The organism is Azospirillaceae bacterium (assembly GCA_028283825.1).
GTDB lineage: Bacteria > Pseudomonadota > Alphaproteobacteria > Azospirillales > Azospirillaceae > Nitrospirillum.
Genome location: JAPWJW010000003.1, coordinates 32,858 through 55,530 on the forward strand (window position 1 = coordinate 32,858; position 22,673 = coordinate 55,530).

19 protein-coding genes and 2 pseudogenes are annotated in these 22,673 nt (G+C 67.5%); 8 read left to right on the forward strand and 13 right to left on the reverse strand.

Annotation, left to right across the window (positions count from 1 at the left end; all coding sequences use genetic code 11):
• Positions 1–148: 148 nt before the first annotated feature.
• From PW843_12020 to PW843_12050, 7 genes and pseudogenes are all read right to left on the reverse strand, one after another.
• Positions 149–3,085 (reverse strand): EAL domain-containing protein, encoded by a 2,937-nt coding sequence (locus PW843_12020; protein MDE1147328.1) that lies wholly within the window; start codon positions 3,083–3,085, stop codon positions 149–151.
• Positions 3,086–3,212: 127 nt separating this feature from the next.
• Positions 3,213–3,614 carry a hypothetical protein gene (locus tag PW843_12025; GenBank protein MDE1147329.1) on the reverse strand — a complete coding sequence of 134 codons (402 nt, stop codon included), beginning with the start codon at positions 3,612–3,614 and terminating at the stop codon, positions 3,213–3,215.
• 70 nt (positions 3,615–3,684) lie between these two features.
• Positions 3,685–4,104: a VOC family protein gene (locus PW843_12030; protein MDE1147330.1), complete on the reverse strand. Its 420-nt coding sequence runs from the start codon at positions 4,102–4,104 to the stop codon at positions 3,685–3,687.
• Positions 4,105–4,359: 255 nt separating this feature from the next.
• Positions 4,360–5,169, reverse strand: coding sequence for a DUF2807 domain-containing protein (locus PW843_12035; protein MDE1147331.1), 810 nt, complete (start codon positions 5,167–5,169; stop codon positions 4,360–4,362).
• Positions 5,170–5,352: 183 nt separating this feature from the next.
• Complete coding sequence (ligA, locus tag PW843_12040; GenBank protein MDE1147332.1) at positions 5,353–7,590, reverse strand: NAD-dependent DNA ligase LigA; 2,238 nt, start codon at positions 7,588–7,590, stop codon at positions 5,353–5,355.
• A gap of 55 nt (positions 7,591–7,645) precedes the next feature.
• The gene (gene recN / locus PW843_12045; protein ID MDE1147333.1) at positions 7,646–9,319 is read right to left on the reverse strand and encodes a DNA repair protein RecN; all 1,674 of its coding nucleotides are present in this window, start codon (positions 9,317–9,319) and stop codon (positions 7,646–7,648) included.
• Positions 9,320–9,706: 387 nt separating this feature from the next.
• Positions 9,707–10,471: pseudogene (locus PW843_12050) on the reverse strand (outer membrane protein assembly factor BamD).
• A 329-nt stretch (positions 10,472–10,800) separates the two neighbouring features.
• On the opposite strand from PW843_12050, the gene PW843_12055 reads away from it, so the two are divergent.
• The 8 genes from PW843_12055 to PW843_12090 all read left to right on the forward strand — a co-directional run bounded on the left by PW843_12055 (position 10,801) and on the right by PW843_12090 (position 14,785).
• Complete coding sequence (locus PW843_12055) at positions 10,801–11,718, forward strand: hypothetical protein (protein ID MDE1147334.1); 918 nt, start codon at positions 10,801–10,803, stop codon at positions 11,716–11,718.
• 212 nt (positions 11,719–11,930) lie between these two features.
• Positions 11,931–12,068, forward strand: coding sequence for a hypothetical protein (locus tag PW843_12060; GenBank protein ID MDE1147335.1), 138 nt, complete (start codon positions 11,931–11,933; stop codon positions 12,066–12,068).
• A 43-nt stretch (positions 12,069–12,111) separates the two neighbouring features.
• The gene (locus PW843_12065) at positions 12,112–12,246 is read left to right on the forward strand and encodes a hypothetical protein (GenBank protein ID MDE1147336.1); all 135 of its coding nucleotides are present in this window, start codon (positions 12,112–12,114) and stop codon (positions 12,244–12,246) included.
• Positions 12,247–12,641: 395 nt separating this feature from the next.
• Positions 12,642–12,779, forward strand: a complete 138-nt coding sequence (locus tag PW843_12070; protein MDE1147337.1) for a hypothetical protein — start codon at positions 12,642–12,644, stop codon at positions 12,777–12,779.
• Between the two features lie 92 nt (positions 12,780–12,871).
• Positions 12,872–13,030, forward strand: a complete 159-nt coding sequence (locus tag PW843_12075) for a hypothetical protein (protein ID MDE1147338.1) — start codon at positions 12,872–12,874, stop codon at positions 13,028–13,030.
• Positions 13,031–13,433: 403 nt separating this feature from the next.
• Positions 13,434–14,377 (forward strand): IS630 family transposase gene (locus tag PW843_12080; GenBank protein MDE1147339.1). Its coding sequence is split into 2 segments (ribosomal slippage): positions 13,434–13,769 and positions 13,772–14,377, totalling 942 coding nucleotides; the frame shifts between segments, so codons are not numbered across the junction.
• 57 nt (positions 14,378–14,434) lie between these two features.
• On the forward strand, positions 14,435–14,572 hold the full coding sequence (locus tag PW843_12085; protein MDE1147340.1) for a hypothetical protein: 138 nt from the start codon (positions 14,435–14,437) through the stop codon (positions 14,570–14,572).
• Positions 14,573–14,653: 81 nt separating this feature from the next.
• Complete coding sequence (locus PW843_12090; GenBank protein MDE1147341.1) at positions 14,654–14,785, forward strand: hypothetical protein; 132 nt, start codon at positions 14,654–14,656, stop codon at positions 14,783–14,785.
• A 162-nt stretch (positions 14,786–14,947) separates the two neighbouring features.
• Here the strand turns inward: PW843_12090 and lpxC are convergent, their stop codons facing one another.
• From lpxC to murB, 6 genes and pseudogenes are all read right to left on the reverse strand, one after another.
• Positions 14,948–15,907, reverse strand: a complete 960-nt coding sequence (gene lpxC / locus PW843_12095) for a UDP-3-O-acyl-N-acetylglucosamine deacetylase (GenBank protein MDE1147342.1) — start codon at positions 15,905–15,907, stop codon at positions 14,948–14,950.
• Between the two features lie 461 nt (positions 15,908–16,368).
• Positions 16,369–18,123 (reverse strand): cell division protein FtsZ, encoded by a 1,755-nt coding sequence (gene ftsZ, locus PW843_12100; protein MDE1147343.1) that lies wholly within the window; start codon positions 18,121–18,123, stop codon positions 16,369–16,371.
• Positions 18,124–18,298: 175 nt separating this feature from the next.
• The gene (gene ftsA / locus PW843_12105) at positions 18,299–19,576 is read right to left on the reverse strand and encodes a cell division protein FtsA (GenBank protein ID MDE1147344.1); all 1,278 of its coding nucleotides are present in this window, start codon (positions 19,574–19,576) and stop codon (positions 18,299–18,301) included.
• 14 nt (positions 19,577–19,590) lie between these two features.
• Positions 19,591–20,553 carry an FtsQ-type POTRA domain-containing protein gene (locus PW843_12110; protein MDE1147345.1) on the reverse strand — a complete coding sequence of 321 codons (963 nt, stop codon included), beginning with the start codon at positions 20,551–20,553 and terminating at the stop codon, positions 19,591–19,593.
• The gene (locus tag PW843_12115) at positions 20,541–21,470 is read right to left on the reverse strand and encodes a D-alanine--D-alanine ligase (protein MDE1147346.1); all 930 of its coding nucleotides are present in this window, start codon (positions 21,468–21,470) and stop codon (positions 20,541–20,543) included. The genes PW843_12110 and PW843_12115 overlap by 13 nt, the downstream gene beginning before the upstream one ends.
• Positions 21,471–21,718: 248 nt before the next feature.
• Positions 21,719–22,661: pseudogene (murB, locus tag PW843_12120) on the reverse strand (UDP-N-acetylmuramate dehydrogenase).
• Positions 22,662–22,673 lie beyond the last annotated feature (12 nt).

Consider the following 22,673-nt stretch of genomic DNA (forward strand, 5'->3'; position numbering starts at 1 on the left):
TCGTTTTTCCGGGCGTTGGCGTCAAGCATAGATGAGCAGGATCAAGGGATTCCGCGGGAAAATGGGGCAAATCTGCAACGCCGTTCAGGTTGGTTCCGGCGGCGCGGCCAGGTTGCAGAGGGGTTTGCCAGTAGGCGTCAGGCCGACTTCACGACGCAACTGCCCGCATCTGGGCGGGCTTCAAAAAAGTTTTGCAAAAATCGTCCGCGGGCAGCGGTTTTGAGAAGAAGAAGCCCTGAAGCTGGTCGCACTGGTGGCGGCGCAGGAAGTCCAGCTGTTCCTGCGTCTCGATTCCCTCCGCCACCACGGTCAGGCCCAACTGCCGGCCCATGGCGATGATGGTGGCGGCGATGGCGGCGGTGTCGGTGTTGGACGTCGCCTCCGCCACGAAGGACCGGTCGATCTTCAGCGTGGTGATGGGCAGGCGCCGCAGGTAGGACAGCGAGGAATAGCCCGTGCCAAAATCGTCGATGGCGATGGAAATGCCCTGGGCGCGCAACTCCGCCAGGGTGTCGGCGATATAGGCCAGGTTGGACATCATCGCCGTCTCGGTGATCTCCAGTTCCAGGAACTTCGGCCCCACGCCGTATTCCTGCAGCAGCTGGTTCACCCGTTCGCCGAACTGGCCCGACGACACCTGGCGGACCGACACGTTGACCGCCACCGGTAGGGGCTGCAGCCCCTGTTCCTGCCAGGCGCGGATCTGGGCCAGGGCGGTGCGCATCACCCATTCGCCGATGGGCACGATCAGGCCGTTCTCCTCCGCCATGGGGATGAAGCGGGCGGGGGATATGGGGCCCATCTCCGGATGGGTCCAGCGGATCAGCGCCTCGGTCCCGATGGGCTTCAGCGTTTCCAGGTCCATCTTGGGCTGGTAGTGCAGGGTGAACTGGTTCAGGTCCAGGGCCTCGCGCAGGGCGTGTTCCATGGACAGGCGGGCCACCGCCTCCTCGTTCATGCGGGGGGTGAAGAACTGATAGCTGTTTCCGCCGCCCGCCTTGGCGTTGTCCATGGCGGTGGCGGCGTCGCGCAGCAGGGCGTCGGTGTCCTTGGCGTCGCCGGGGAACAGGCTGATGCCGATGGACGTGGTGATGAACAGCTGCTGGCCGTCGATGGCGAAGGGCCGGGTCAGGCCCACCAGGATGGCCTCGGCGATGCGGGCGGCGGCCTGCGGCTCCGGCAGGTCTTCCGCGATCACCATGAATTCGTCCGCCCCCATGCGGCCCACCGTGTCGGCGGCGCGCACGCAGGACACCAGCCGCTGGCCCAGGGCGCGCAGCAGCTTGTCGCCCACCTGGCTGCCCAGGCTGTCGTTCACCAGCTTGAACCGATCCAGATCCATGACCAGCACGGCGACCGAGGTGCCCTTGCGTTCGCCATGGGCGATGGCGTGCTGCAGGCGGTCCTGCAACAGCGTGCGGTTGGCCAGGCCGGTCAGCGGATCGTGGGTACTGACGTACAGCAGCTGCTCCTCGAAGCGCTTGCGGTCGGTCACGTCGGTCATGGTGCCGGTGAAGCGCAGGGGACGGCCGCGCTCATCCCGGATGGCCAGGCCGCGCGCCTCGGTCCACAGCCAGCCGCCGTCGCTCTTGCGCAGGCGGAACAGGCTGACATAGTCGCCGCTTTCGCCGGACAGGTAGCGCTCGATGGTACCCAGGGTGGCGGCCGTATCGTCGGGGTGCAGCAGGGCTTCCAGCGGCTTGTCGTGCCAGGGGCTGGCGCCGGACGGATAGCCCAGCATCTCCAGGAATTCCGGGCTCCACCATGTCAGGCCGGTGGTGAAGTCGCTGTCGAACACACCGGACCGGGTGGCGCTGACGGCCTGCTTCAGCCGCTCCTCGCTTTCGCGCACGGCGCGTTCCGCCCGCTTGCGCTGGGTGATGTCCTGGATGACGCAGATGGCGGTGCGGCTGCTGCCCACCCGCATCTTGCTGACGCCGAAGGCGATGGCGAAGCTGGTGCCGTCGTGGCGGCGGCCCTGCACCTCCGACCGCTGCTCCCCGCCATGGCTGCTGCCGTGGCGGCGCAGGCTGGCCATCAGTTCGGCCGACACGCGGGGCCAGTCGTCATCGGCGATGAAGCCGACGAAGGGCCGGCCGGCCGCCTGGCCGTCCTCATACCCGAACAGGCGGTGGGCGGCGCGGTTCATGGTGGCGACGCGCAGGTCCTCATCCAGGGTGATGATGCCGTCGGCCACGTTGTCCATGATGCCGGACAGGTGGGTGTCGCGTTCACGCAGGCTGTTCTCCACCCGCTCGCGCTCCACCAGCGCGCGGTCGAATTCCAGCAGCAGTTCATTCGTCGTGCTGGCCAGCAGGCCCAGCTCGTCATCCGTGTGCTGCGGCGGCACGCTCAGCAGCAGGTCGGCCGGGCGTCGCGCGTCCACCGCGGCGATGCCGCGCGTCAGCCGCAGGAAGGGCTTGGACAGCGAGATGTAGAAGACCACCACCAGGATCAGGGCCAGGGCCACCGTCCACACCAGGCCCACGCCCAGCACCACGGCGGACCGGCGGAAGAAGTCCAGGGCGATCAGGTAACGGTCGACGCTGACCTTCAGCACACCCACGTTCTGCTGGTGGCGTTCGATGACCAGGGGGATAGAGAAGCTCTTTTCCTGCGGCAGCAGGATTTCGGCCAGCCATTTCAGGCCGCCCTCCGCCTCCGGCCGGTCCTTGGCGGCCAGCTGGTTGCCGAAATCCTCATAGATCACGGCATGATAGAGGGGCCGGTACTCGAACAGGCCGGTCAGCACCCGTTCCGCCAGGGCCTGGTCGAAGGCGTAGGCCGCCTCCGCCGCCGGTTGGCGCGAGGTGGCCAGCACCTGCTGTACCAGCTGGTCGGTCTGCTGTTCGACGTTGAACAGGTCGTAGGTGATCTGGCCGGTGTTGAGGATCAGGCCCAATGCCAGGGTGATGATGGCGGTGTTGCGCGCCTGCTTGTAGGACAGGCGCTTGCGCAGGGGCAGCTGCACCTTGGTTCCGGTCCCTAACGGCTTCGCCGCACCCGTCCCCAACGGCTTCGCCTCCGCCGGCGCCGCCGGGGTCGGGGAGGACGACGATGCCTCGGAGGACGGTGGGGGCGTCATGCCAACCTTCATGTCGCGGGGCCAGGCCAAACAGGGGTGCCGGATGCGTTAACAACGTGCGGGAAGACCTTAAGGCGTATGGGTCGTGAAGTCTCGCACTTCCGTATGGCGGGGGGCACGCAAAAGGTCAGCGCTCTTCCACTATGTTACGGAAAATCTTCAACCATTCATCCGCGGTGGCGCGCTTGCGGAAGCTGACGACGAAGGGTTGGGGATGGCGGCGCGAGGTCAGTGCCAACTCGAAATGCGTGTCCTTAGCCTGGTAGCGCCAGGCGGCCAGATCGCGGCGGCCCAGCAGCACGGGCGGGCGGGCGCTGGCGCCCCGGCCGATGACGGCCACGTATCCCAGGGTCTCGTCGGCGGCGATGCCGGTGCCGTCATGGGCGTGGCGCTCGGTGACGGTGAAGCCGTCCAGCGCGTCGAAACGGCGGAAGATCTCGGTTTCGGATGGGCTGCGGGTGGCTAGCCAAAGGGCCGTCACCAAACCCGCCGCCACCGCCACGATGGCCAGGACGATCAACAACATCATGGCATCAGGGATAGAATAAGCGGCCCGGATCCGCAACCGTCGCGGCGGCGGATCCGGGCGTTTGGGGTCCTTACCAGGCGCCGGTGTTGGGCATGGAGGCCCAGGGCTCCTGCGGCGGCAGCGAACCGCCGGCCTGCAACAGCTCAATCGAGATCTGGTCGGGGGAGCGGACGAAGGCCATATGGCCGTCGCGCGGCGGCCGATTGATGGTCACGCCTGCGTCCATCAGCCGCTGGCAGGTGGCGTAGATGTCGTCCACGGCGAACGCCAGGTGGCCGAAGTTGCGGCCGCCGGTGTAGACCTCCGGATCCCAGTTGTAGGTCAACTCGACCTCGGCATCCGGGCTGCCCTCGGCCGCCAGGTAGACCAGGGTGAAGCGGCCCTTCTCATAGTCGTTGCGGCGCACCAGCTTCAGGCCCAGCTTGTTGACGTAGAAGTCCAGCGAGGCCTCCAGGTCGGTGACGCGCACCATGGTGTGCAGGTATTTCATCGACGGAATTCCCAGGGTTGGTGTCGTGTGTGACCGGACCTTATACCATCGGCATTTGATCGTGGCCGATCAAATGCCCCCTCAATTGCCGGGCGCGGCCATCCGGCCGCTGGGCTTCCTCGGTTTCCAGTCCACTGACATTCCCCGGAAACCTGCGGCGGCTGCGGTCGCAGCCGTTGGCTTCAGGAGGCTGGTCAAAAGACGAAAGCCCGCCGGTGGGTCGGCGGGCTTTCGGTAGCTCAATCAGGGAAAGGTTCAGTGGGCGTCGCGGATGTGCACGCGGCCGCTGCCGCTCTGGCTGATGGACTGGTGGGCGGCGCTGCCGTCCAGGGTGAAGTCGCCCGATCCGGCGATCTCCACCACCAGCGGGTCGGCCTTGCCGGCGTGGATAGCGACATTGCCGCTGCCGTGGATTTCGGCGGAGACGGCACCGTTGACCGCGGCGATATCGACATTGCCGGACCCGTTGATCTGCATCGACACGGTTCCGCCGGTCTTGCCGGTGCGCACCTTGCCGCTGCCGCTGATCTCCACCGACAGGGCCTTGTCGATGTCGCCCAGGTTGATGTCGCCGCTGCCGCTGACCTCCAGCGAGGCCTCGCGCACATGGCCCACGGTGATGGTGCCGGAGTGCAGATCCTCCACCGCCAGGGCGGCGTTCAGGTCGCCCGCCGTCACTCGGCCGACGAAGTCGTCCACCGCCAGACTGGTCCCGGCGGGCAGGGTGACAGTGACCGTCATGAAGTCTTCGTCGTTCAGGTGCTCATGGTGGCGGTGTTCCTGCTTCACCAACGCCTTCTCGCCCTCGTCATGGAAGGTCAGGCGGCCGACCTGGTCGTCGGGGCCATCGGCCGACACGGTGATGTCCTTGGCGGAGGACGACACCTTGACGTCGACATTGGCCACCAGGCCCCGCAGCTCCAGCGTCCGGCCGTGCAGGGTCTGCGGGCCGACGGTGGCGGCATGCGCCGGAACGGCGGTCAGGGCGATGAAGGCGGCCATCAAGGGGGCGGCCGCCAGCGGGGCGACGGACAGGGCGGCCAGGCGGTGGGGAATGCGGAACATGAGGCGGGGGCTCCCTGACGAAAACGGGGGGAACCGCCGTCGGCGACGGTTCCCGTGTCCCGCCTATATCGCAAGGGGTGTGCCAGTCCTGGAACCCGCGGAAAGCCTAGGGTGGGCTCCAAGGCGCGCAGAGGGAGAGGCGATTTAATCGCCGTTAACGCCACCAGGTGGTGATTTTAGCCATCACCCCTGCGTAACTGCCTTGCCGCCGATCAGGTCCACCCATTCCTGTTCCGTCAGGATGGTCAGGCCCAATTCGCGCGCCTTGGTGGCCTTGGACCCGGCGTCGGCGCCAACCACGACGTAGTCGGTCTTGGCGCTGACGGAGCCCGCCACCTTGGCGCCCAGGCTCTCGGCCTTGGCCTTGGCCTCGCCACGGCCCATGGTCTCCAGCGTGCCGGTGAAGACCACGGTCTTGCCGGCCACCGGGCTGTCGGTGGTGGTGGGCTGCTGATAGGTCTCCACAATGATCTGGGCCAGCAGGCGGTCCAGCACGGCGCGGTTATGCTCTTCCTGGAAGAAGGCCATCATGTCGTCGGCCACGCCCATGCCCATCTGCTCGATGGCGCACAGCTCGGCATAGGCCTCGCCCACCGGTTCCGGTTTGCGTTCGGTCGGCCGGGCGGCGCGCTCAGTCGCCGCCTTCTCCATGGCCTCGCGCCAGTGCGCCACCGTCACGTAGTGGCGGGCCAGCAGCTTGGCCGTGGCCTCGCCCACCTGGCGGATGCCCAGCGCGTAGATCAGGCGGTCCAGGCCGATGGTGCGGCGGGCCTCGATGGCGGCGAACAGCTTCTCCACCGATTTCTTGCCGAAGCCGGTCATGGTGACGATGCGGTCCAGCCGCTCGCCCTCACGCTTTTCCAGGGTGAAGATGTCCGCCGGCTCGCGGATGCGTTCCTGGCGGAAGAACAGCTGCATGCGCTCGATGCCCAGCCCCTCGATATCGAAGGCCAGGCGGCTGGCGAAGTGGATCAGGCGTTCCACCGCCTGGGCCGGGCAGATCAGGCCGCCGGTGCAGCGCCGCACCACGCCGTCGGGCTCGGCCATCGTTTCCGTCGCCGGCGGGGCCTCGGCATCCTCCGGCGCGCCTTCCACGGCGGCGGTCTCGGCCGCCACGTCCGCCTTCTCGGCGGTGGAGCGCACGGCCAGGCTGCCGCAGGCGGGGCAATGGGTGGGGAAGACGAAGGGCTGGGCGTCCGCCGGGCGCAGGGCCGCCACCGAGGTCACGATCTGCGGGATGACGTCGCCGGCGCGCTGCACGATGACGGTGTCGCCCACGCGCACGTCCTTGCGGCGGATCTCATCCTCGTTATGCAGGGTGGCGCGCGACACCACCACGCCACCCACGGTGATGGGCTCCAGTTCCGCCACTGGCGTCAGGGCGCCGGTGCGGCCCACCTGGATGCTGATGGCCTTCAGGATGGTCTGCGCCTGTTCCGCCGGATATTTGTGCGCCGTGGCCCAGCGCGGCGTGCGGGTGCGGAAGCCCAGGCGTTCCTGCAAATCCAGCCGGTCCACCTTGTAGACCACGCCGTCGATGTCGAAGGGCAGGGTGGCGCGCCTGGCGCCGATGTCGCGGTAATAGGCCAGCAGCTCATCGGCCGTATGGCACTGCGCCGACGGCTCGCTGATGGTGAAGCCCAATGCCGCCAGGCGCGTCCGGCTTTCCGACTGGGTGGCGCCCAGCGGTTCCGACAGTTCGCCCCAGGTGTAGGCGAAGAAACGCAGCGGCCGGCCGGCGGTGATGCCGGCGTCCAGCTGGCGCAATGACCCGGCGGCGGCGTTGCGCGGGTTGGCGAACACCTTCTCCCCCTTCTCGGCCTGCGCCTGGTTCAGGGCCAGGAAATCGTCGCGGGTCATGTAGACCTCGCCCCGCACCTCCAGCACGGCGGGTGCCGGGCCGTTGAGGGTGTTGGGGATATCCCGGATGGTGCGGACATTGGCGGTGACGTCCTCGCCCTCCGCCCCGTCGCCACGGGTGGCGGCTTGCACCAGGTCGCCATTCTCATAACGGATGGACAGCGACAGGCCGTCGATCTTGGGCTCCGCCACGAAATCCAGCGGGGCGTCGTCGTCCAGCACCAGGAAGCGGCGGATGCTGGCCACGAAGTCGGTCACGTCCTCATCGGCGAAGGCGTTGCCCAGCGACAGCATGGCCACCTTGTGCTTCACCTTGCCGAAGCCGGCAGCGGGGGCGGCACCCACGGTGGCCGTGGGGCTGTCGGCGCCGGCCAGGTCGGGGAAGCGTTCCTCCAGCGCCACCAGGCGCTTTTCCAGCGCGTCATAGTCGCCATCGGAAAGCGCCGGCGCGTCCTTCTGATAATAGAGGTCGCGGTGGTGCTTGATCTCTGCTGCCAGGCGGGCGTGTTCCGCCTGGGCGTCTTCACGGGAAAGGCTATCGATGGCCGTGGGGGATGCCATGGTCGTGCACTCGGAAATACGGGCAGGGAAAACAGGACGGGAAAGGCGGCGGGCCTCAGCCGGCGGCCATCAGTTCGGATGCGGCGGCCCGGGCGGCGGCGGTGATCTCCGCCCCCGACAGCATGCGGGCGATTTCCTCCCGCCGTTCGTCGGGGGTCAGCGCCACCACCTCGGTGGTGGTCTTGCCCGCGGCCACGCGCTTGCGCACGTTCAGATGATGCCGGCCACGCGCGGCCACCTGCGGGCTGTGGGTCACCACCAGCACCTGCAGGCTGGCGCCCAGGCGGGCCAGGCGTTCGCCCACGGCGTCGGCCACGGCGCCGCCGATACCGGTGTCGACCTCGTCGAACACCAGGGTGGGCACGGTGCCGACCTGGGCCAAAATCACCTTCAGCGCCAGCATGAAGCGGGCGAGTTCGCCACCCGACGCGATCTTGGCCAGCGGGCCGGGCGGGGCGCCGGGGTTGGTGGCGACGGTGAAGGCGACGCGGTCGCTGCCGCCGGGGCCCCAGTCGGCCTCACCCACCGGTTCCACCGCCGTGACGAAGCGCGCCTTCTCCAGTTTCAGCGGCGTCAGTTCGGCCATGACGGCCCGATCCAGCTTGCCGGCGGCCTTGCGGCGTTCCTCCGTCAGGGTGGCTGCGGTGGCGGCGTAGGCAGCCTTGGCCTCTTGCGCCGCCTTGGCCAGGCGGGTCAGCAGGTCGCCCTGGTCCTCGATCAGCGACAGGCGGCGGGCGAAGTCGGCGCGCAAGGCGGCCAGGCCGGTCACGGCGATGCCGTGCTTGCGGGCGCAGGCGCGCAGGGCGAACAGCCGCTCCTCCAGCTTTTCCAGGGTGCTGCCGTCATGGTCCATGTTGCCGGCCATGATCTGCAGGGTACGCGCGGCCTCCCCGATCTCGGCGGCGGCCTGGTCCAGGACGGTGATCAGGGGGTCCAACTGGCCGGCGGCCTTGTCGGCCACGCGCGTCAGGTGACGCAGCGCGTTGGCCAGCGCCCGTTCCGCACCCCGGTCGCCGGCGATCTCACCGGCGGCGCCGGTCAGGGCCTCCACCAGCTTTTCCCGGTGCATCATGACGGTGCGCTTTTCCGCCAGCGCCCCTTCCTCGTCGTCCTTGGGGTCCAGGGCGTCCAGCTCCGCCAGGGCGTGGCGGACGTATTCCTCTTCCTCACGCGCCCGGGCGGCCTCGCGGTCGGCGTCGGCGCGGGCCGTCTCCGCCGCCTGCCAGGCGCGATAGAGGCCGGACAGGTGGGCGCGCTTGGACGCCAGGCCGGCATAGTCGTCCAGCAGGTCGCGGTGGGTCAGGGGGTTCAGCAGGCCATGGGTGTCGAACTGGCCGTGCACCTCCACCAGGGTCTCGCCCAGGCGGCGCAACAGGGCCACGCCCACCGGCTGGTCGTTGACGAAGGCGCGGGACCGGCCATCGGCCGTCACCGTGCGGCGCAGGACCAGGGTGGTGTCGGCGTCCAGGTCCTGGGCCCGCAGCAGGGCCAGGGCCGGGTGGTTGGCGCCATCGGCACCCAGGTCAAATTCCGCCACCACCGTGGCCTGGTCGGCGCCGTGGCGCACCAGGCCGCTGTCGCCGCGTCCGCCCAGTGCCAGGCCCAGCGCGTCCAGCAGGATGGACTTGCCGGCACCGGTCTCACCGGTCAGCACGCACAAGCCCTGGCCGAACGATAGGTTCAGCCGCTCGATCAGGACGACGTCGCGGATGGAGATGGACGCCAGCATGGGGCACTCACCCGGGTTGCGAGCCTTGAGACGACAAGGGCCCCGGACCGGCCATCGCCGTTCCGGAGCCCCGCTGTCGGGATAGGATTTTTCTAGGGCTTATTCGCCGAAAAGCCAACCCAAGAAGCCACGGTCCTTGCTCTCGCGCCGCGGCTTTTCGGCCGGCTGGGCCGCCGGGGCCGGGGCGGCGGCATCCGGGGCCGCCTCAGGCGTGGCCGGAGTGGCCGTGGCGGGGCTGGCAGCCGCTGGGGTCGCATCGCCGGTGGGCGGCGTCGCGGCGTCGGGCGTCGCGGCGGGGGCTGCCGCGGGCACAGCGACCGGGGCCGCCGGGGCGGGCACCGGCGCCTTGATGGCGATGGGGATGACGCGCGGCTGCGGCACGTCGCGCATCAGGTCGTAGGTGTTCTGGTACCAGTCGCTGCCCGGGTAGTTGTAACCCAGAACGGCGGCGGTCTTGCGCGCCTCGTCCAGCATGCCCAGGGTCAGGTAGACCTCCACCAGGCGGTGCAGGGCCTCCGGCACATGGCTGGTGCTCTGGTAGTCGTCCACCACCTTGCGGAAGCGCTTCATGGCCGCCAGGTTCAGGCTGACGCTCTGGTAATAACGGCCGATGTCCATTTCCTTGCCCGCCAGATGGTCGCGGGTCAGGTCGATCTTCAGCTTGGCGTCGCGGGCATAGGGGCTGGAGGGGAAGCGGCGAATGACCTCTTCCAAGGCCTTCAGCGACTGCACGGTCGGCGTCTGGTCGCGCCGCACGTCGGAGATCTGCTCGTAATAGCAGAGGCCCTTCAGGTAATAGGCGTAGGCGACGTTGGGATTGCCGGGGTGCAGGCTGATGAAGCGGTCCAGCGAACCGATCGCCTCGTCATACTTGTTGGCCTCATAATAGGCGTAGGCGCCCATCAGTTCGGCGCGCATGGCCCAGGTGGAGTAGGGATGCTGCTGCTCCACCGCGCCGAAGAACAGCGCCGCCTTCTGGTATTCGCCCCGGTCGATGGCGTTGCCGCCCTCCGAGTAGATGCGCTCCACCGGAAGTTCGACGTAGGGCATCTCCTTATCATCGCTGGAGCAGGCCGCCAGCGCGAGCAGCGCGAGCGGGGCCAGAAGAGGGAGGTGGCGGGGCGACAGGGCGAAGCGGAGGGACAAGGGCATCATCTCGAAGGCGAATATGCGGGGATGCGCGACGGCGTGTTATAGCACGCACATCCTGTCCATCGCCAAGCGGCACATTATCGGCCGAACAGCGAATTTTTTTAAAAAAGCGATGATCGTCGGCCTGGCGCGGCGCGTATCCGCCGGGCGGGCGGCCGATTTTTGCATTCGCGGCCGGATGTCTTCAGGGTGGATGATCGTGCGGTCAAGCGCTAGCCTTAACGTTGGTACCTTATAGGAATGTGCCAACGGCCGTCGCCGTCGCCCGAATCCGCGTTCCCCGTTTCCGTCCCGGAACCGCCCGCCCCCAAGGACTGCGTCTTCCCGCCATGACCGACAAGACGGCCAAGCCCAACGTCAAAGACTTCACCTTCACCCATCAGGCCCTAAGCCTGCCCAATTCCTTCTTCACGCTCAGCCATGGCGAGCCGGTGCTGCAGATCGACCTGGGCGATGCCCGGGGCACGATCCCGGTGAAGCAGGTGGCACAGATGTTCTCCATCGCGCCCGACAGCACCGACGGCCAATTGCTGGGCATGGTGGCGTCCAGCCTGAAGTTCGTCCGCATCATCCACAACGGCGACCGCATCCCGTCGGAAATCCTGGACGGCACCGCCTCATGGACCATCGAGGCCCGGCACCGCGACCTGGCCTTCATCAAGATCGGCGGGTCGCTGCTGAAGGCCATCGCCGGCGCGCGCGAGCATACCGCCCTGGATGAGAGCGAGGAGGCCAAGCGCCGCATGCGGGAACAGGCGGCCGAGATCGCCTCCCTGGTCGGCCTGCCGCCCGACCGCAAGCAGGAGGTGGTGGACCGGGTGGAGGTGCTGGCCAACGAGCTGGGTTTCCTGGAGGCGCTGCGGGAATACTTCAAGCCGGTGTTCGATATCGGCCGCAAGCTGCGCGAGATGCAGAAGCTGGCCCGGGGCGACCGTGAGTTGGACCACCAGCTGCGCCGCATCCAGACCCTGCTGAAGGTGCCGGTCGACAAGTACCGCGAATGGTTCGATGAGGTGGAGGCCGGCACCGGCGAGGCCGTGGCGGCGCTGAAGCAGTTCGAAGGCACGGTGGCCATGCTGCGCCGCCATCGCGACGGCCTGCATTTCGAAACCCTGGCCTGGGAGGACATCCCCCAGCGCTGGAAGGCCCTGGACCCCGCCAAGGACGAGGCGATGTTCGAGATCAGCCGCCTGTACCGTTTCCTGGCGTCGCGCTATCTGGACACCAAAGTGTGGTTCAGCGGCTAAGAGGTGTCCGATATCGGACAGTGTCCGCTGGCGGACGGCTTGGCGTTGCCGATCTATTTAAGAAGTGGCCGATACGGCCATTTAATGGCGCTGGCCTGTTGATGTCGTGATAACGGCAGTCCTTTTCGCGGAAAAATTGGCGGTTTCCCAGGGTTGGCACACCCCTTGCTCTTAGGGGGACATCAACCAACCATCCTCCGACGGAGACCGAAATGACCGCTTTCACCGCTTCCAGCCGCACCGCTTCCTTCCGCTTCTTCAAGGTGTTCCCCCGTACCGAGATCGTCGAGAGCGTGGCCATGCTGGCCGTGGCGCTGCTGATCAGCGTCAGCATCAACGCCATGCTCTGATCCAGCGATCACTGCCAACCTTGGGAAGAAGGAAGCCGCCGTCATGACCACCCATACCGTCGCCCCCACCGCCAGCAAGCTGACCAACCGCCTGCCCAGCATCGCCGCCCTGGTCGAGACCGTCGGCATGCTGTCCGTCGCCGCCATCATGGCGCTGTGCATCAACTACATGCTGTAAGATCGCCCCGACCCCCAGGTTTTTCGCCCGGGGCGTCTGCCGTATCTGAAACGAAAAGGCCCTCTTCCCACGCGTGGGGAGGAGGGCCTTTTCGTTTTGGTCTGCCGGCTTCCGGGATTACATCCTATGCGGGTATCGCATGGGTGTCATGTGGGCGCTGGCCGGGGTTCCGAAGGGCGATCCGGAGTGTTCGTTAGCGGACAGTGTCCGCTTTGGCGAGTCCAGAATGCCCCAGATTATACAATAAATAGCGAAAACGGCGACTTGATGGCGGTGTGATGTTGATGTCGCGATAACGGCGAGGCCAAACCCACGGAAATCCTGGCTTACGGGTTCTGGCACGCCCCTTGCGATTACCCAGTCATCAGACGAACCGCTCAACCATGGAGACACCGATGACCGCCTTCGCTTCATCCAGCCGCACCACTTCCTTCCGCTTCCTGAAGGGGCTGCCCGGCACCGACCTGATCGAGAACGTGGGCATGCTGGCCGTCGCCCTGCTGATCAGCGTCAGCATCAACGCCATGCTGTAAACCGCGACCTTCCCGCCACTCAAGCCGTAACCGCCCTCATCGCCCGACCAGCGATCCGCCATCCACAGACATCCACCCAAGGGGAATTGATCATGACCACCGTTACCGTCAACCAGACCGCCACCGCTTCCGCCACCAGCGTTCCCAGCGCCTTTGGGGGCCTGATGGCCCGCCTGTCCAGCGTGGTCGAGGCCGCCGGCATGTTGTCTGTCGCCGGCATCATGGCGCTGTGCATCAACTACATGCTGTGAGCCTGCGCCGACCACGATGCGCGCCCCGCCTGTGATGGGGCGCGCCGGCCGGGGGTTCCGGCACTGCCAAACGAAAAGGCCTTCTTCCCACCTGGGCAAGAGGGCCTTTCGCTTTTGGGGATTCTGTGTGGCGGGCCGCCTGTGTCCGCAAACGGACAGTGTTCGCCATCGTGCAGTGCAAATTTGCCCATTATTATACTAAATCGCCATAACGGCGATTTTATGGCCATCGCGAAGCATGGCGCTGGTTGGTCAGCACCGAAAGCCCAGACTTTCCGCCATTTCGGGCAGTTGGCACACCCCTTGCTAGAGCATTTTGAAATAAGGCTGAATCGGTAAGGGGGATTCCCATTTATTTGGGCCTCTGATTCACTGCGTCTGTCTTGAGATGGAGGCAGTGGCGATGGGTCGTCCGTATTCAATGGATCTTCGTGAACGGGTAGTGGCCGCAGTTCAGGGGGGCCTGTCGCGGCGTCAGGCGGCGGCTCGGTTCGGTGTGAGCGACAGCGCGGCGATCAGGTGGATGAAGCGCCTGAACGAGACGGGTGACGTCGCCCCTGGTCAGATGGGCGGTCACAAGCCCAAGAAGATATCCGGTGACCATCACACCTGGCTTGTTGCGCGCTGCCAGGAGCGGCCCTTCACCCTGGCCGTCCTGATCGCGGAACTGGGGGAACGCGGCCTGAAGGTCGACTACCGTTCGGTCTGGGAGTTCGTCCGTGGCCAGGGGCTGACTTATAAAAAAAGACGCTGGTCGCCAGCGAGCAGGACCGCCCCGACGTTGCCCACCGACGAGCGCAATGGGTGAAGCACCGGGCGTCGGTCGATCCGTCCCGCCTGGTGTTCATCGACGAAACCTGGACCAAAACCAACATGGCGCCACTCCGAGGATGGGGGCCGCGCAGTGAGCGCCTTGTCGGCAAGGCGCCCTTTGGCCATTGGAACACCATGACCTTCCTGGCCGCCCTGCGCCATGACCGCATCGAGGCTCCTTGGCTCTTGAACAAGCCCGTCAACGGCCAGCGCTTCCAGGTCTATGTCGAGGAGGTTCTCGCTCCGACCTTGAGCAAGGGCGATGTCGTCATCATGGACAACCTTCCCTCCCACAAGGCCAAGCCCGTTCGCAAGGCCATCCGCGACGCCGGCGCTAAGTTAATCTTCTTACCAAAATACTCCCCGGACATGAACCCCATCGAGAAGTTCTTCTCCAAGCTCAAGCATTCTTTGCGTGAGGCCCAGCCACGATCTATCGAGGCCCTCTGCAAGAGCATCGTAAAGACCATGGATACTGTTACGCCAGCGGAATGCTCAAACTACTTCAAAAGTTGCGGGTATGGACCAACCTAAAATCATAATGCTCTAATATAGGGACAACACCGACCAACGATCCTGATGGAGAGACAAATGACCGCCTTCGCCGCCGCTAGCCGCACCGCTTCCTTCCGCTTTTTCAAGGTGTTGCCCGATATCGCCGTCGTCGAGACGGGCGCCATGATGGCCATCGCCCTGCTGATCGCCGCCAGCATCAACGCCATGCTGTAAGTCGACCCGGCCCGTTCAACGCCTCGCCTCACCGACCATCGCCTGACCAGCGATCACCAGAATTCCCAAGGGGACAAGATCATGACCACCGTTACCGCCACCGAGACCGCCGTCACCGCCAGCATCGCCGCCCGCCTGTCCGGCCTGGTTGAGGCCGCCGGCATGTTGTCCGTCGCCGCCATCATGGCGCTGTGCGTCAACGCCATGCTGTGAGGCGCGCTGGGGCGCGCCGGCACGGCGGTCGGGATCGTCCGGCCGGAAACGGAAAAGGCCTTCTTCCGCTTGGGGAAGAAGGCCTTTTCGCTTGAGGCTCAGTTGTTTTGTTTTGGCTGTGCTTGACGTTCTTGTTCTTGGCCGGACGGACGGCGGCGTGGATCAGGCGGTGGCGGCCAGCCGGGGGCGTTCCCAGGCCGGGGCCACGAAGGCGGGGTCCATTTCCTCGACGATCTCGTAGGCGGAGGCGTCGGCGAATAGGGCGTGCAGCAGCTTATTGTTCAGCGCGTGGCCGGACCGCACGCCGCTGTAGTGGCCGATGATGGCGTAACCCGCCATGTACAGGTCGCCCACGGCGTCCAGGATCTTGTGGCGCACGAACTCATCCGTGAAGCGCAGGCCACCCTCGTTCAGGACGCGGTCACCGTCGATGACGATGGCGTTGTCCATCGAACCGCCACGGGCCAGGCCGGCGCGGCGCATCATGTCCACTTCCTGCAGGAAGCCGAAGGTGCGGGCCTCCGCCACCTCATCCTTGAAGGTCTCCGCTTCCAGGCGGACGAAACCTTCCTGGCGGCGCACGGCGGCGCTGGCGAAGTCGATCTCGAACGCGAAGCTGGAACCGGAGGCGGGGGTCAGGGTGGCGATCTTCTCGCCCTCCACCACCGACACCGGGCGCAGCACGCGGATGACGCGGCGGGCGAGGGCCTGCTGGGTGATGCCGGCGCATTCGATGAGAAAGACGAAGGGGGCGGCGCTGCCGTCCATGATCGGCACTTCCGCGCCGTCCAGGTCGATGAACAGGTTGTCGATGCCACAGCCGCGCAGGGCGGACATCACATGTTCCACCGTGCCGACGGTGGCGCCGCCGCCGTTGCCCACCACCGTGCACAGGCGGGTGTCGACCACCATGTCCCAGCGGGCCGGGATGGTGGCCTGCGCCTCGGTGGCGCCGCTGCGCAGCAGGTCGATACGACGGAAGACGATACCGGTGTTCACCGGCGCCGGGCGCAGGATCATCGTCACGGGCAGGCCGGAATGCAGGCCGACGCCAGTGCAATTGATGGGGGCCTTCAGCGTCTGCTGGCGGGCGGCGGCGGTGTTTTCACGATCGGCGTACACGGGTCCAACTTCCTTGTTCGGCCATGATACGGTTGGGACCGGGTCCCTCCTGCATCACGGTTGCCCTGGGGTTTCCCCCCGGGACTTGGGTTCGGACTGGATGCGTTAGCGGCTGTCTTGGGGAAGACCGCACCGGGCTCTGCCATCCACGTCCGGCGTCCGGTTTGCCTAGCGGTGAAATCCGCGGGTAGGCCGACCTTTTCGCTTCGGTTCGTCGCCGGCTTCGTCATCGCCGCATGTTGCGGTGCATCGAAAGCCAAACGTCACGCTGCCTAAGTAACAACCCGTGCGCCAAGCATCAAATCACTCTTTGTTACCGAATGTTACGCGGACCCATGCGTATCTACTTGAGCACAAATGCAATTTTGCCTTTCTTCTGCCGCAAATGAAAAGGGCCGCTTTCCCTGGGGAAGCGGCCCTTCACATGGTGCGGTGCAGTGACGCGTGTCACATGACTGGCATCAATTCGCCTGGCGCCGGAGGAAGGCCGGGATATCCAGCGAGCTGTCCTCGCCCGGGGCGCGGGCCAGGCCGGCGTCCGGGTGAACGGCCTGTGCCGGGCGGGGGGCCGCCTGCGGCGCCGGGGCATGTGCCTGCGGGGCGGGCTGCGGTGCGTAGTGTGCGACGGGGGCCTGCTGTTGCGGCGGCGGCTGGTTCACGCCCGGATGGCGGGGGGCGGGGTGATGGGCCTGTGGCGCGTGCGCCTGGGGCTCATCGCCGGCGATGCCGAACATGCGCTGGAAGATGCTGCGCTTGCGCGGTTCCGCCTGCGGCGGCGTGTAGCGGTCCGGGTTGGGGGCGCCCAGGCGCGGACCGGCATCGGCCGGGCGCGGCGGGATGAAGCCGGCATTGCCACGCTCGCCGCGCAGGGCGGCGTTGGGGGCCGGGGCGCGTATCGGCACTTCCATCCGCGGGGCGGGGGCCGGTTCCGCCACCGGTTCCGGCGCCACTTCCGGGGCCGCCATCACCGCGACGGGGGCCGCTTCCACCGGCGCCGGTGCCGGCGACGGGCCGGGGACCGTATAGGCGGATGGTGCCGGCACCGCCATCGACGGCGCGGCGGCGGCCGGGGCCATGGGGGCCGGGGTCAGGTTGGCGTGATAGCTGGCGGCGCCGGTCGCCGCCGGGCGCACCGGGGTGCTGACGGGCGTGGCCGGCACCGGGGTGGCGGCGCGGCGCACGGGGGTCGCGTTGCCGGCGACCACAGCCAGCTGCGGGGCGGCGGGCTGGCGCGGCTGCTGGCCCGCCAGGCTTTCGATGCCGGTGGACACCACCGATACCCGCATCTTGCCATCCAGGGCGGAATCGAAGGTGGAGCCGAAGATGATGTTGGCGTCGGGATCGACCTCGTCGCGGATGCGGTTGGCCGCCTCGTCCACCTCGAACAGGGTCATGTCGTAGCCGCCGGTGATGTTGATCAGGACGCCGCGGGCGCCCTTCATCGACACGTCGTCCAGCAGCGGGTTGCTGATGGCGGCCTCGGCGGCCTCCACGGCCCGGCGCTCGCCGGTGGCCTCGCCCGTGCCCATCATGGCCTTGCCCATCTCCGTCATCACGGTGCGGATGTCGGCGAAGTCCAGGTTGATCAGGCCGGGCATGACCATCAGGTCGGTGACGCCGCGCACGCCGGAGTGCAGCACGTCGTCGGCCATCTTGAAGGCGTCGGCGAACGTGGTCTTCTCATTCGCCACCCGGAACAGGTTCTGGTTGGGGATGATGATCAGCGTGTCGACGTAGCTGGCCAGTTCATTGATGCCCTGCTCCGCGATGCGCATGCGATGCGCGCCCTCGAAGTGGAAGGGCTTGGTCACCACGCCCACCGTCAGGATGCCCTGCTCCCGCGCGGCGCGCGCGATCACCGGGGCCGCACCCGTGCCGGTACCACCGCCCATGCCGGCGGTGATGAAGCACATGTTGGTGCCTTCCAGGTAGGAGAGGATCTCCTCCAGCTGTTCCTCGGCGGCCGCCCGGCCCACGTCGGGGCGCGAGCCGGCGCCCAGGCCGCGGGTGATGGTGCTGCCCAGCTGCAGGCGCTTGGTCGCCTCGCTGCCGGTCAGGGCCTGCGCGTCGGTGTTGGCGACCACGAACTCCACCCCTTCCAGGTTGGAGCGGATCATGTTGTTGACGGCGTTGCCGCCGGCGCCGCCGACACCGAAGACGGTGATGCGCGGGCGGGTCAGCACTTCCACCGGCGGAATGGTGACTTTGATGGTCATGGCGTGGTCCCCTCTGCGGAACGTCCGGAATACGTTTGGTTCTTGTGACGGTGGGCGGTCGATTTCGGTCTTCGGACCGGCGATCTTCGGGCGCTACATCGCCCGGTGCCTTGTCCGAAATAAGGCGATGGCGGGGGCCGGAACGCCTGTTGCGTCGCCTGGATCATGGCTGGGGTCATAAATTGTCCCTCAGCCAGTTGCCCATGCGGCCCAGCCAGCCGCTGCCGGCCGGCTCCATCAGGGGGGCCAGCGCCGGCGCCTCGGTATGCTGCTGCACCGCGTAGGCCAGCAGGCCGGCGGCGGCGGAGAAGGCGGGGCCGCCCACGGATTCCGCCAGGCCGCCGATGCGCAAGGGCCGGCCCAGCCGCACCTGCTTGTCCAGCACCTGCTGCGCCAGCTCGCGTATGCCCGGCAACTGGCTGGCGCCGCCGGTCAGCACGACGCGGCGCCCGGCCAGCTTGGCGAAGCCCGAGGCGTCCAGGCGGCCGCGCACGAACTCGAACACCTCTTCCAGGCGGGGCTGGATGATGCCGACCAGCAGGGATTTGGGCACGTGGTGGGCCTGGGCCCGGTCCTCTTCCCCGATCTGCGGCACGTCGATGATCTCGCGTTCATCCGACGGGGCGGGCAGGGCGCTGCCGTACAGGGTCTTCAAGCGTTCGGCATGGGCCAGCGGCGTGGTCAGGCCGCGGGCGATGTCGCTGGTCACGTGGCTGCCGCCGATGGGCACGCTGTCGGTCCACACCATCTTGCCGTCGAAGAAGACGGAAATGCTGGTGGTGCCGCCACCCATGTCGATCAGGGTGACGCCCAGATCCATCTCGTCTTCCACCAGGCAAGACAGCCCGGCGGCGAAGGGCGACATGACGAAGCCCTCCACGCCCAGGTGGCAGCGGCCGACGCAGGAATTCAAATTGCGCACCGGGCCGGCGGCGGCCGTCACCACGTGCAGGCGCACGCCCAACTTCTCGCCCACCATGCCGCGCGGGTCGCGGATGCCGCTGGACCCGTCGACGGTGTAGCCCACCGGGATGGAATGGATCAGTTCCGCATCGGCGGAGACGTTCAGGTTGCGGGCGTGGGCCAGGGCGCGGCGCAGGTCGTGGTCGGTGATCTCGGTGCCCGAGATGCCCGTCTCCACCGTCAGGGTCTGGCTTTCCGGCTGGCCGCCGGACAGGCCCACCAGCACCTCGCGGATCTGTTCACCCGCCATGGTCTCGGCGGCGTGCACGGCCGTGCCGATGGCGTTCTCCGCCGCCTCCATATCCACGATGGCGCCGGCGCGCACGCCGCGCGACACCTGGTGGCCGATGCCGACCACGCGGATGGATCCGGGTTCCTCCACCCGGGCGATGAAGCAGACGACCTTGCTGCTGCCCACGTCGAGCGCCGCGATCGTGCCGCCGCGGGCGACACGCTTGGGCTTGGACCGGCCGGTTACGGTGAATGCCATGGTCTGGTCCGCCCTCAGTTCTTCTTCGCCGCGGGGGGCGTCGTCGGGCGCTTGCCGCCCTTGTTCGCCTTGGCGTTCATGCGCGCGTCCGCCGCCGCGGCGGAGGTCTGCACGATCAGGCGGTCAGGCACACGCAGGTCGATGGCGACCACGTCACGTTCCAGCACCTTGTCCGATGCCTCCAGGCCCGCCAGCTTGTGCAGGGCGGCGGGGTAGTCGATCTCCGGCAGGCGGATTTCAGCACCGCCGGTCAGGTGCAGGTCCCAACGCCGGGCGCCGACCAGCACGGCGGCGTTGACGCGCGACGCCAGCGTGGGCTCCGCCGCCAGGGCCGCCAGCAAGGCCTTGCCCTGCTTGGGCGCGCCGTCACCCACCAGGATGGGCAGGTTGGGGAAGTGATCCAGATTGTGCTCGGTCAGGACGGTGCCGTCGGCATCCACCAGGGCCAGCTTCTGGTCGTGCTGCCAGATGGCCATGGGCTGGCGTTCCGTCAGCACCACGTACAGGGTGTCGGGCAGCCGGCGCTCGATCCGCGCGCTGGCGATCCAGGGGATCTGCTCCAGCTGCTTGCGCGCCGCATGCGGGTCGAAGCCCAGGATGGGCGATCCGCGCTGCACGCCCAAGGCGGTCAGCACGTCGGCGGCGTCGGTTTCCTTGCGCCCCTTGACCAGCACGTCCTGCACCTGCAAGCCGCCCCGCGCCGTCACGTCCAGGAAGGCGGCGTCGACGGCATTGCCGGCGGCGGTCAGCTTGCCGCTGGCCCAACCCCAAAGCACCAGGCCGCCGACCAGGGCCAGCGGCACGATGATGGTGGCCCGGCGGCCCAGGAACTTCAGCCACAAGGGAACGGCGCGGCGGCGGTTGGCCGCCTGCGCCGCGCGCTGCGTCGTCCGCCGCGTCTCATACGCGATGCGGCTGCGCGGGTTGTCGCCCTCGGGAAACAGGCCGGGGCTGGAGGGATGGGTCACCCGTGGCATGCGGCGTGCTCCACGATCCAGCCGCACAGATCGGCGTAGCTGATGCCCAAATGCGCCGCCTGCTCGGGCAGCAGCGACAGCGGCGTGAAGCCCGGCTGGGTGTTGGTCTCCAGGAAGCAGAGGCCGGCCACGCCCTTGGCGTCGTCCCAGCGGAAGTCGCTGCGGCTGACGCCGGCGCAGCCCAGGGTCTGGTGGGCCAGCAGGGCCAGACGCTTGGCCTCGGCCGCGACATCCTCCGGGATCTGCGCCGGGCAGACGTGGACGGCGTGGCCCTCGGTGTACTTGGCCGTGTAGTCGAAGAATTCCGTGCTGGCCACGATCTCCGTCACCGCCAGGGCACGGTCGCCCATCACGCCCACCGTCAGCTCGCGGCCGGGGATGAAGCTTTCCACCATCACGGTGTCGCCATAGACCCAATGCTCTTCCGGGATGGCGGGGCCGTTGGCGCCAGGGCGCACGATGCGCACGCCGACGCTGGAACCCTCATCCACCGGCTTGATGACATAGGGCGGGGCGATGACATGGCCGGCCAGCACCTGCTCACGCGTGGCAATGACGCTGTCGGCCAGGGGCATGCCGACGGTGCCCAGCACCCGCTTGGTCATGGCCTTGTCCATGGCGACGGCGGAAGCCATGACGCCGGAATGGGTGTAGGGCACGCCCAGATATTCCAGCACGCCCTGGATCATGCCGTCCTCGCCGCCCCGGCCGTGCAGGGCGTTGAAGATGACGTCCGGCTTGGGCGTCAAGGCGGCCAGCAGGCCGGCCAGGTCGCGCTGCACGTCCACCGCGCGCACGACGTAACCCTGGGACTCAAGCGCCGTCGCGATGGACGCGCCGCTGACAAGCGATACCTCGCGCTCGGCAGACCACCCGCCCATCAGGACGGTGACATGCTTAGGCTGGTGACCACTCATCAAACGCTCCCTATTGGCTGAATCGGTTCAGCCAGGCGACACAATCCCTAGAGGATAGCCCACCTTTGCAGAACCGCTGGGAAACGCAACATTTTGTGAGTTTCTTGATGCCTCTTTTTGAAAACCGCTAGCTATTGCGTTGAAATGTGCAGACCGGTGCAACCGGGGTATAACTACCCATAGTCCTTCCCTATGTCCTCCGGATGGGTCCGAAAACGACTCGGGAACCGGGCCCTTGCCGCACCGCGTCACGGCTGATTCGGTGGCTCCCCGATGCGGCGAATTTCCCATCGCAGATCGATGCCGGAGGCCTCAAAGACGCGGCGGCGCACCTCTTCCCCCAGGGTCTCGATATCGGCGGCGGTGGCGTCGCCCAGGTTCAGCATGAAGTTGGCGTGCTTCTCCGACATCTGGGCGCCGCCGACCACCAGGCCGCGACAGCCGGCCTTGTCCACCAGGGCCCAGGCCTTCTCGCCCGGCGGGTTGGCGAAGGTGGAACCGCCGGTACGGGCGCGCACCGGCTGGCTGGCGGCACGGGCGGCCGCGATCTCATCCATGCGGGCCTGGATGGCGGGCTTGTCGCCCGGACGGCCGCGCAAGCTGGCTTGGGTGAAGATCACGTCGTCGGGCACGCCGCAATGGCGGTAGGTCAGATGCAACGCATCACGGCTGTACGGTGCGGACATTGCCCTGGCGATCCACGCCCCTGGCCGTCTCGATCACATCCACCGTTTCCCCGCCATAGGCGCCGCCATTCATGCGGATGGCGCCGCCGATGGTGCCGGGGATGCCGGACAGGAATTCCAGGCCCGCCAGGCCGCTGGCTTGCGCCGTCTGGGCCACCGTCAGATCCAGGGCGCCGGCGCCGGCGCGAACAAGATCGCCGTCGGTGGCCACCTGGGCGAAGCTGCCACCCAGGCGGATGACCACGCCGCGCACGCCGCCGTCACGGACCAGCAGGTTGCTGGCGACACCGATCACCGTCACCGGCACATCGGCCGGGCAACCGGCCAGGAACGCGGCCAGGTCTTCCTCATCTGCCGGGCGGAACAGGGCATCGGCCGGGCCGCCCACGCGGAACCAGGTCAGCGGACCCAGCGGCGCGTCGGGCGTCAGGCGACCGCGCACGGCCGGCAGGCGGCGCAGCAGGGCCGCACCCCGGCCTTCCGCCGATGCCTCGACCCCATCCATGCGCCGCTCGGC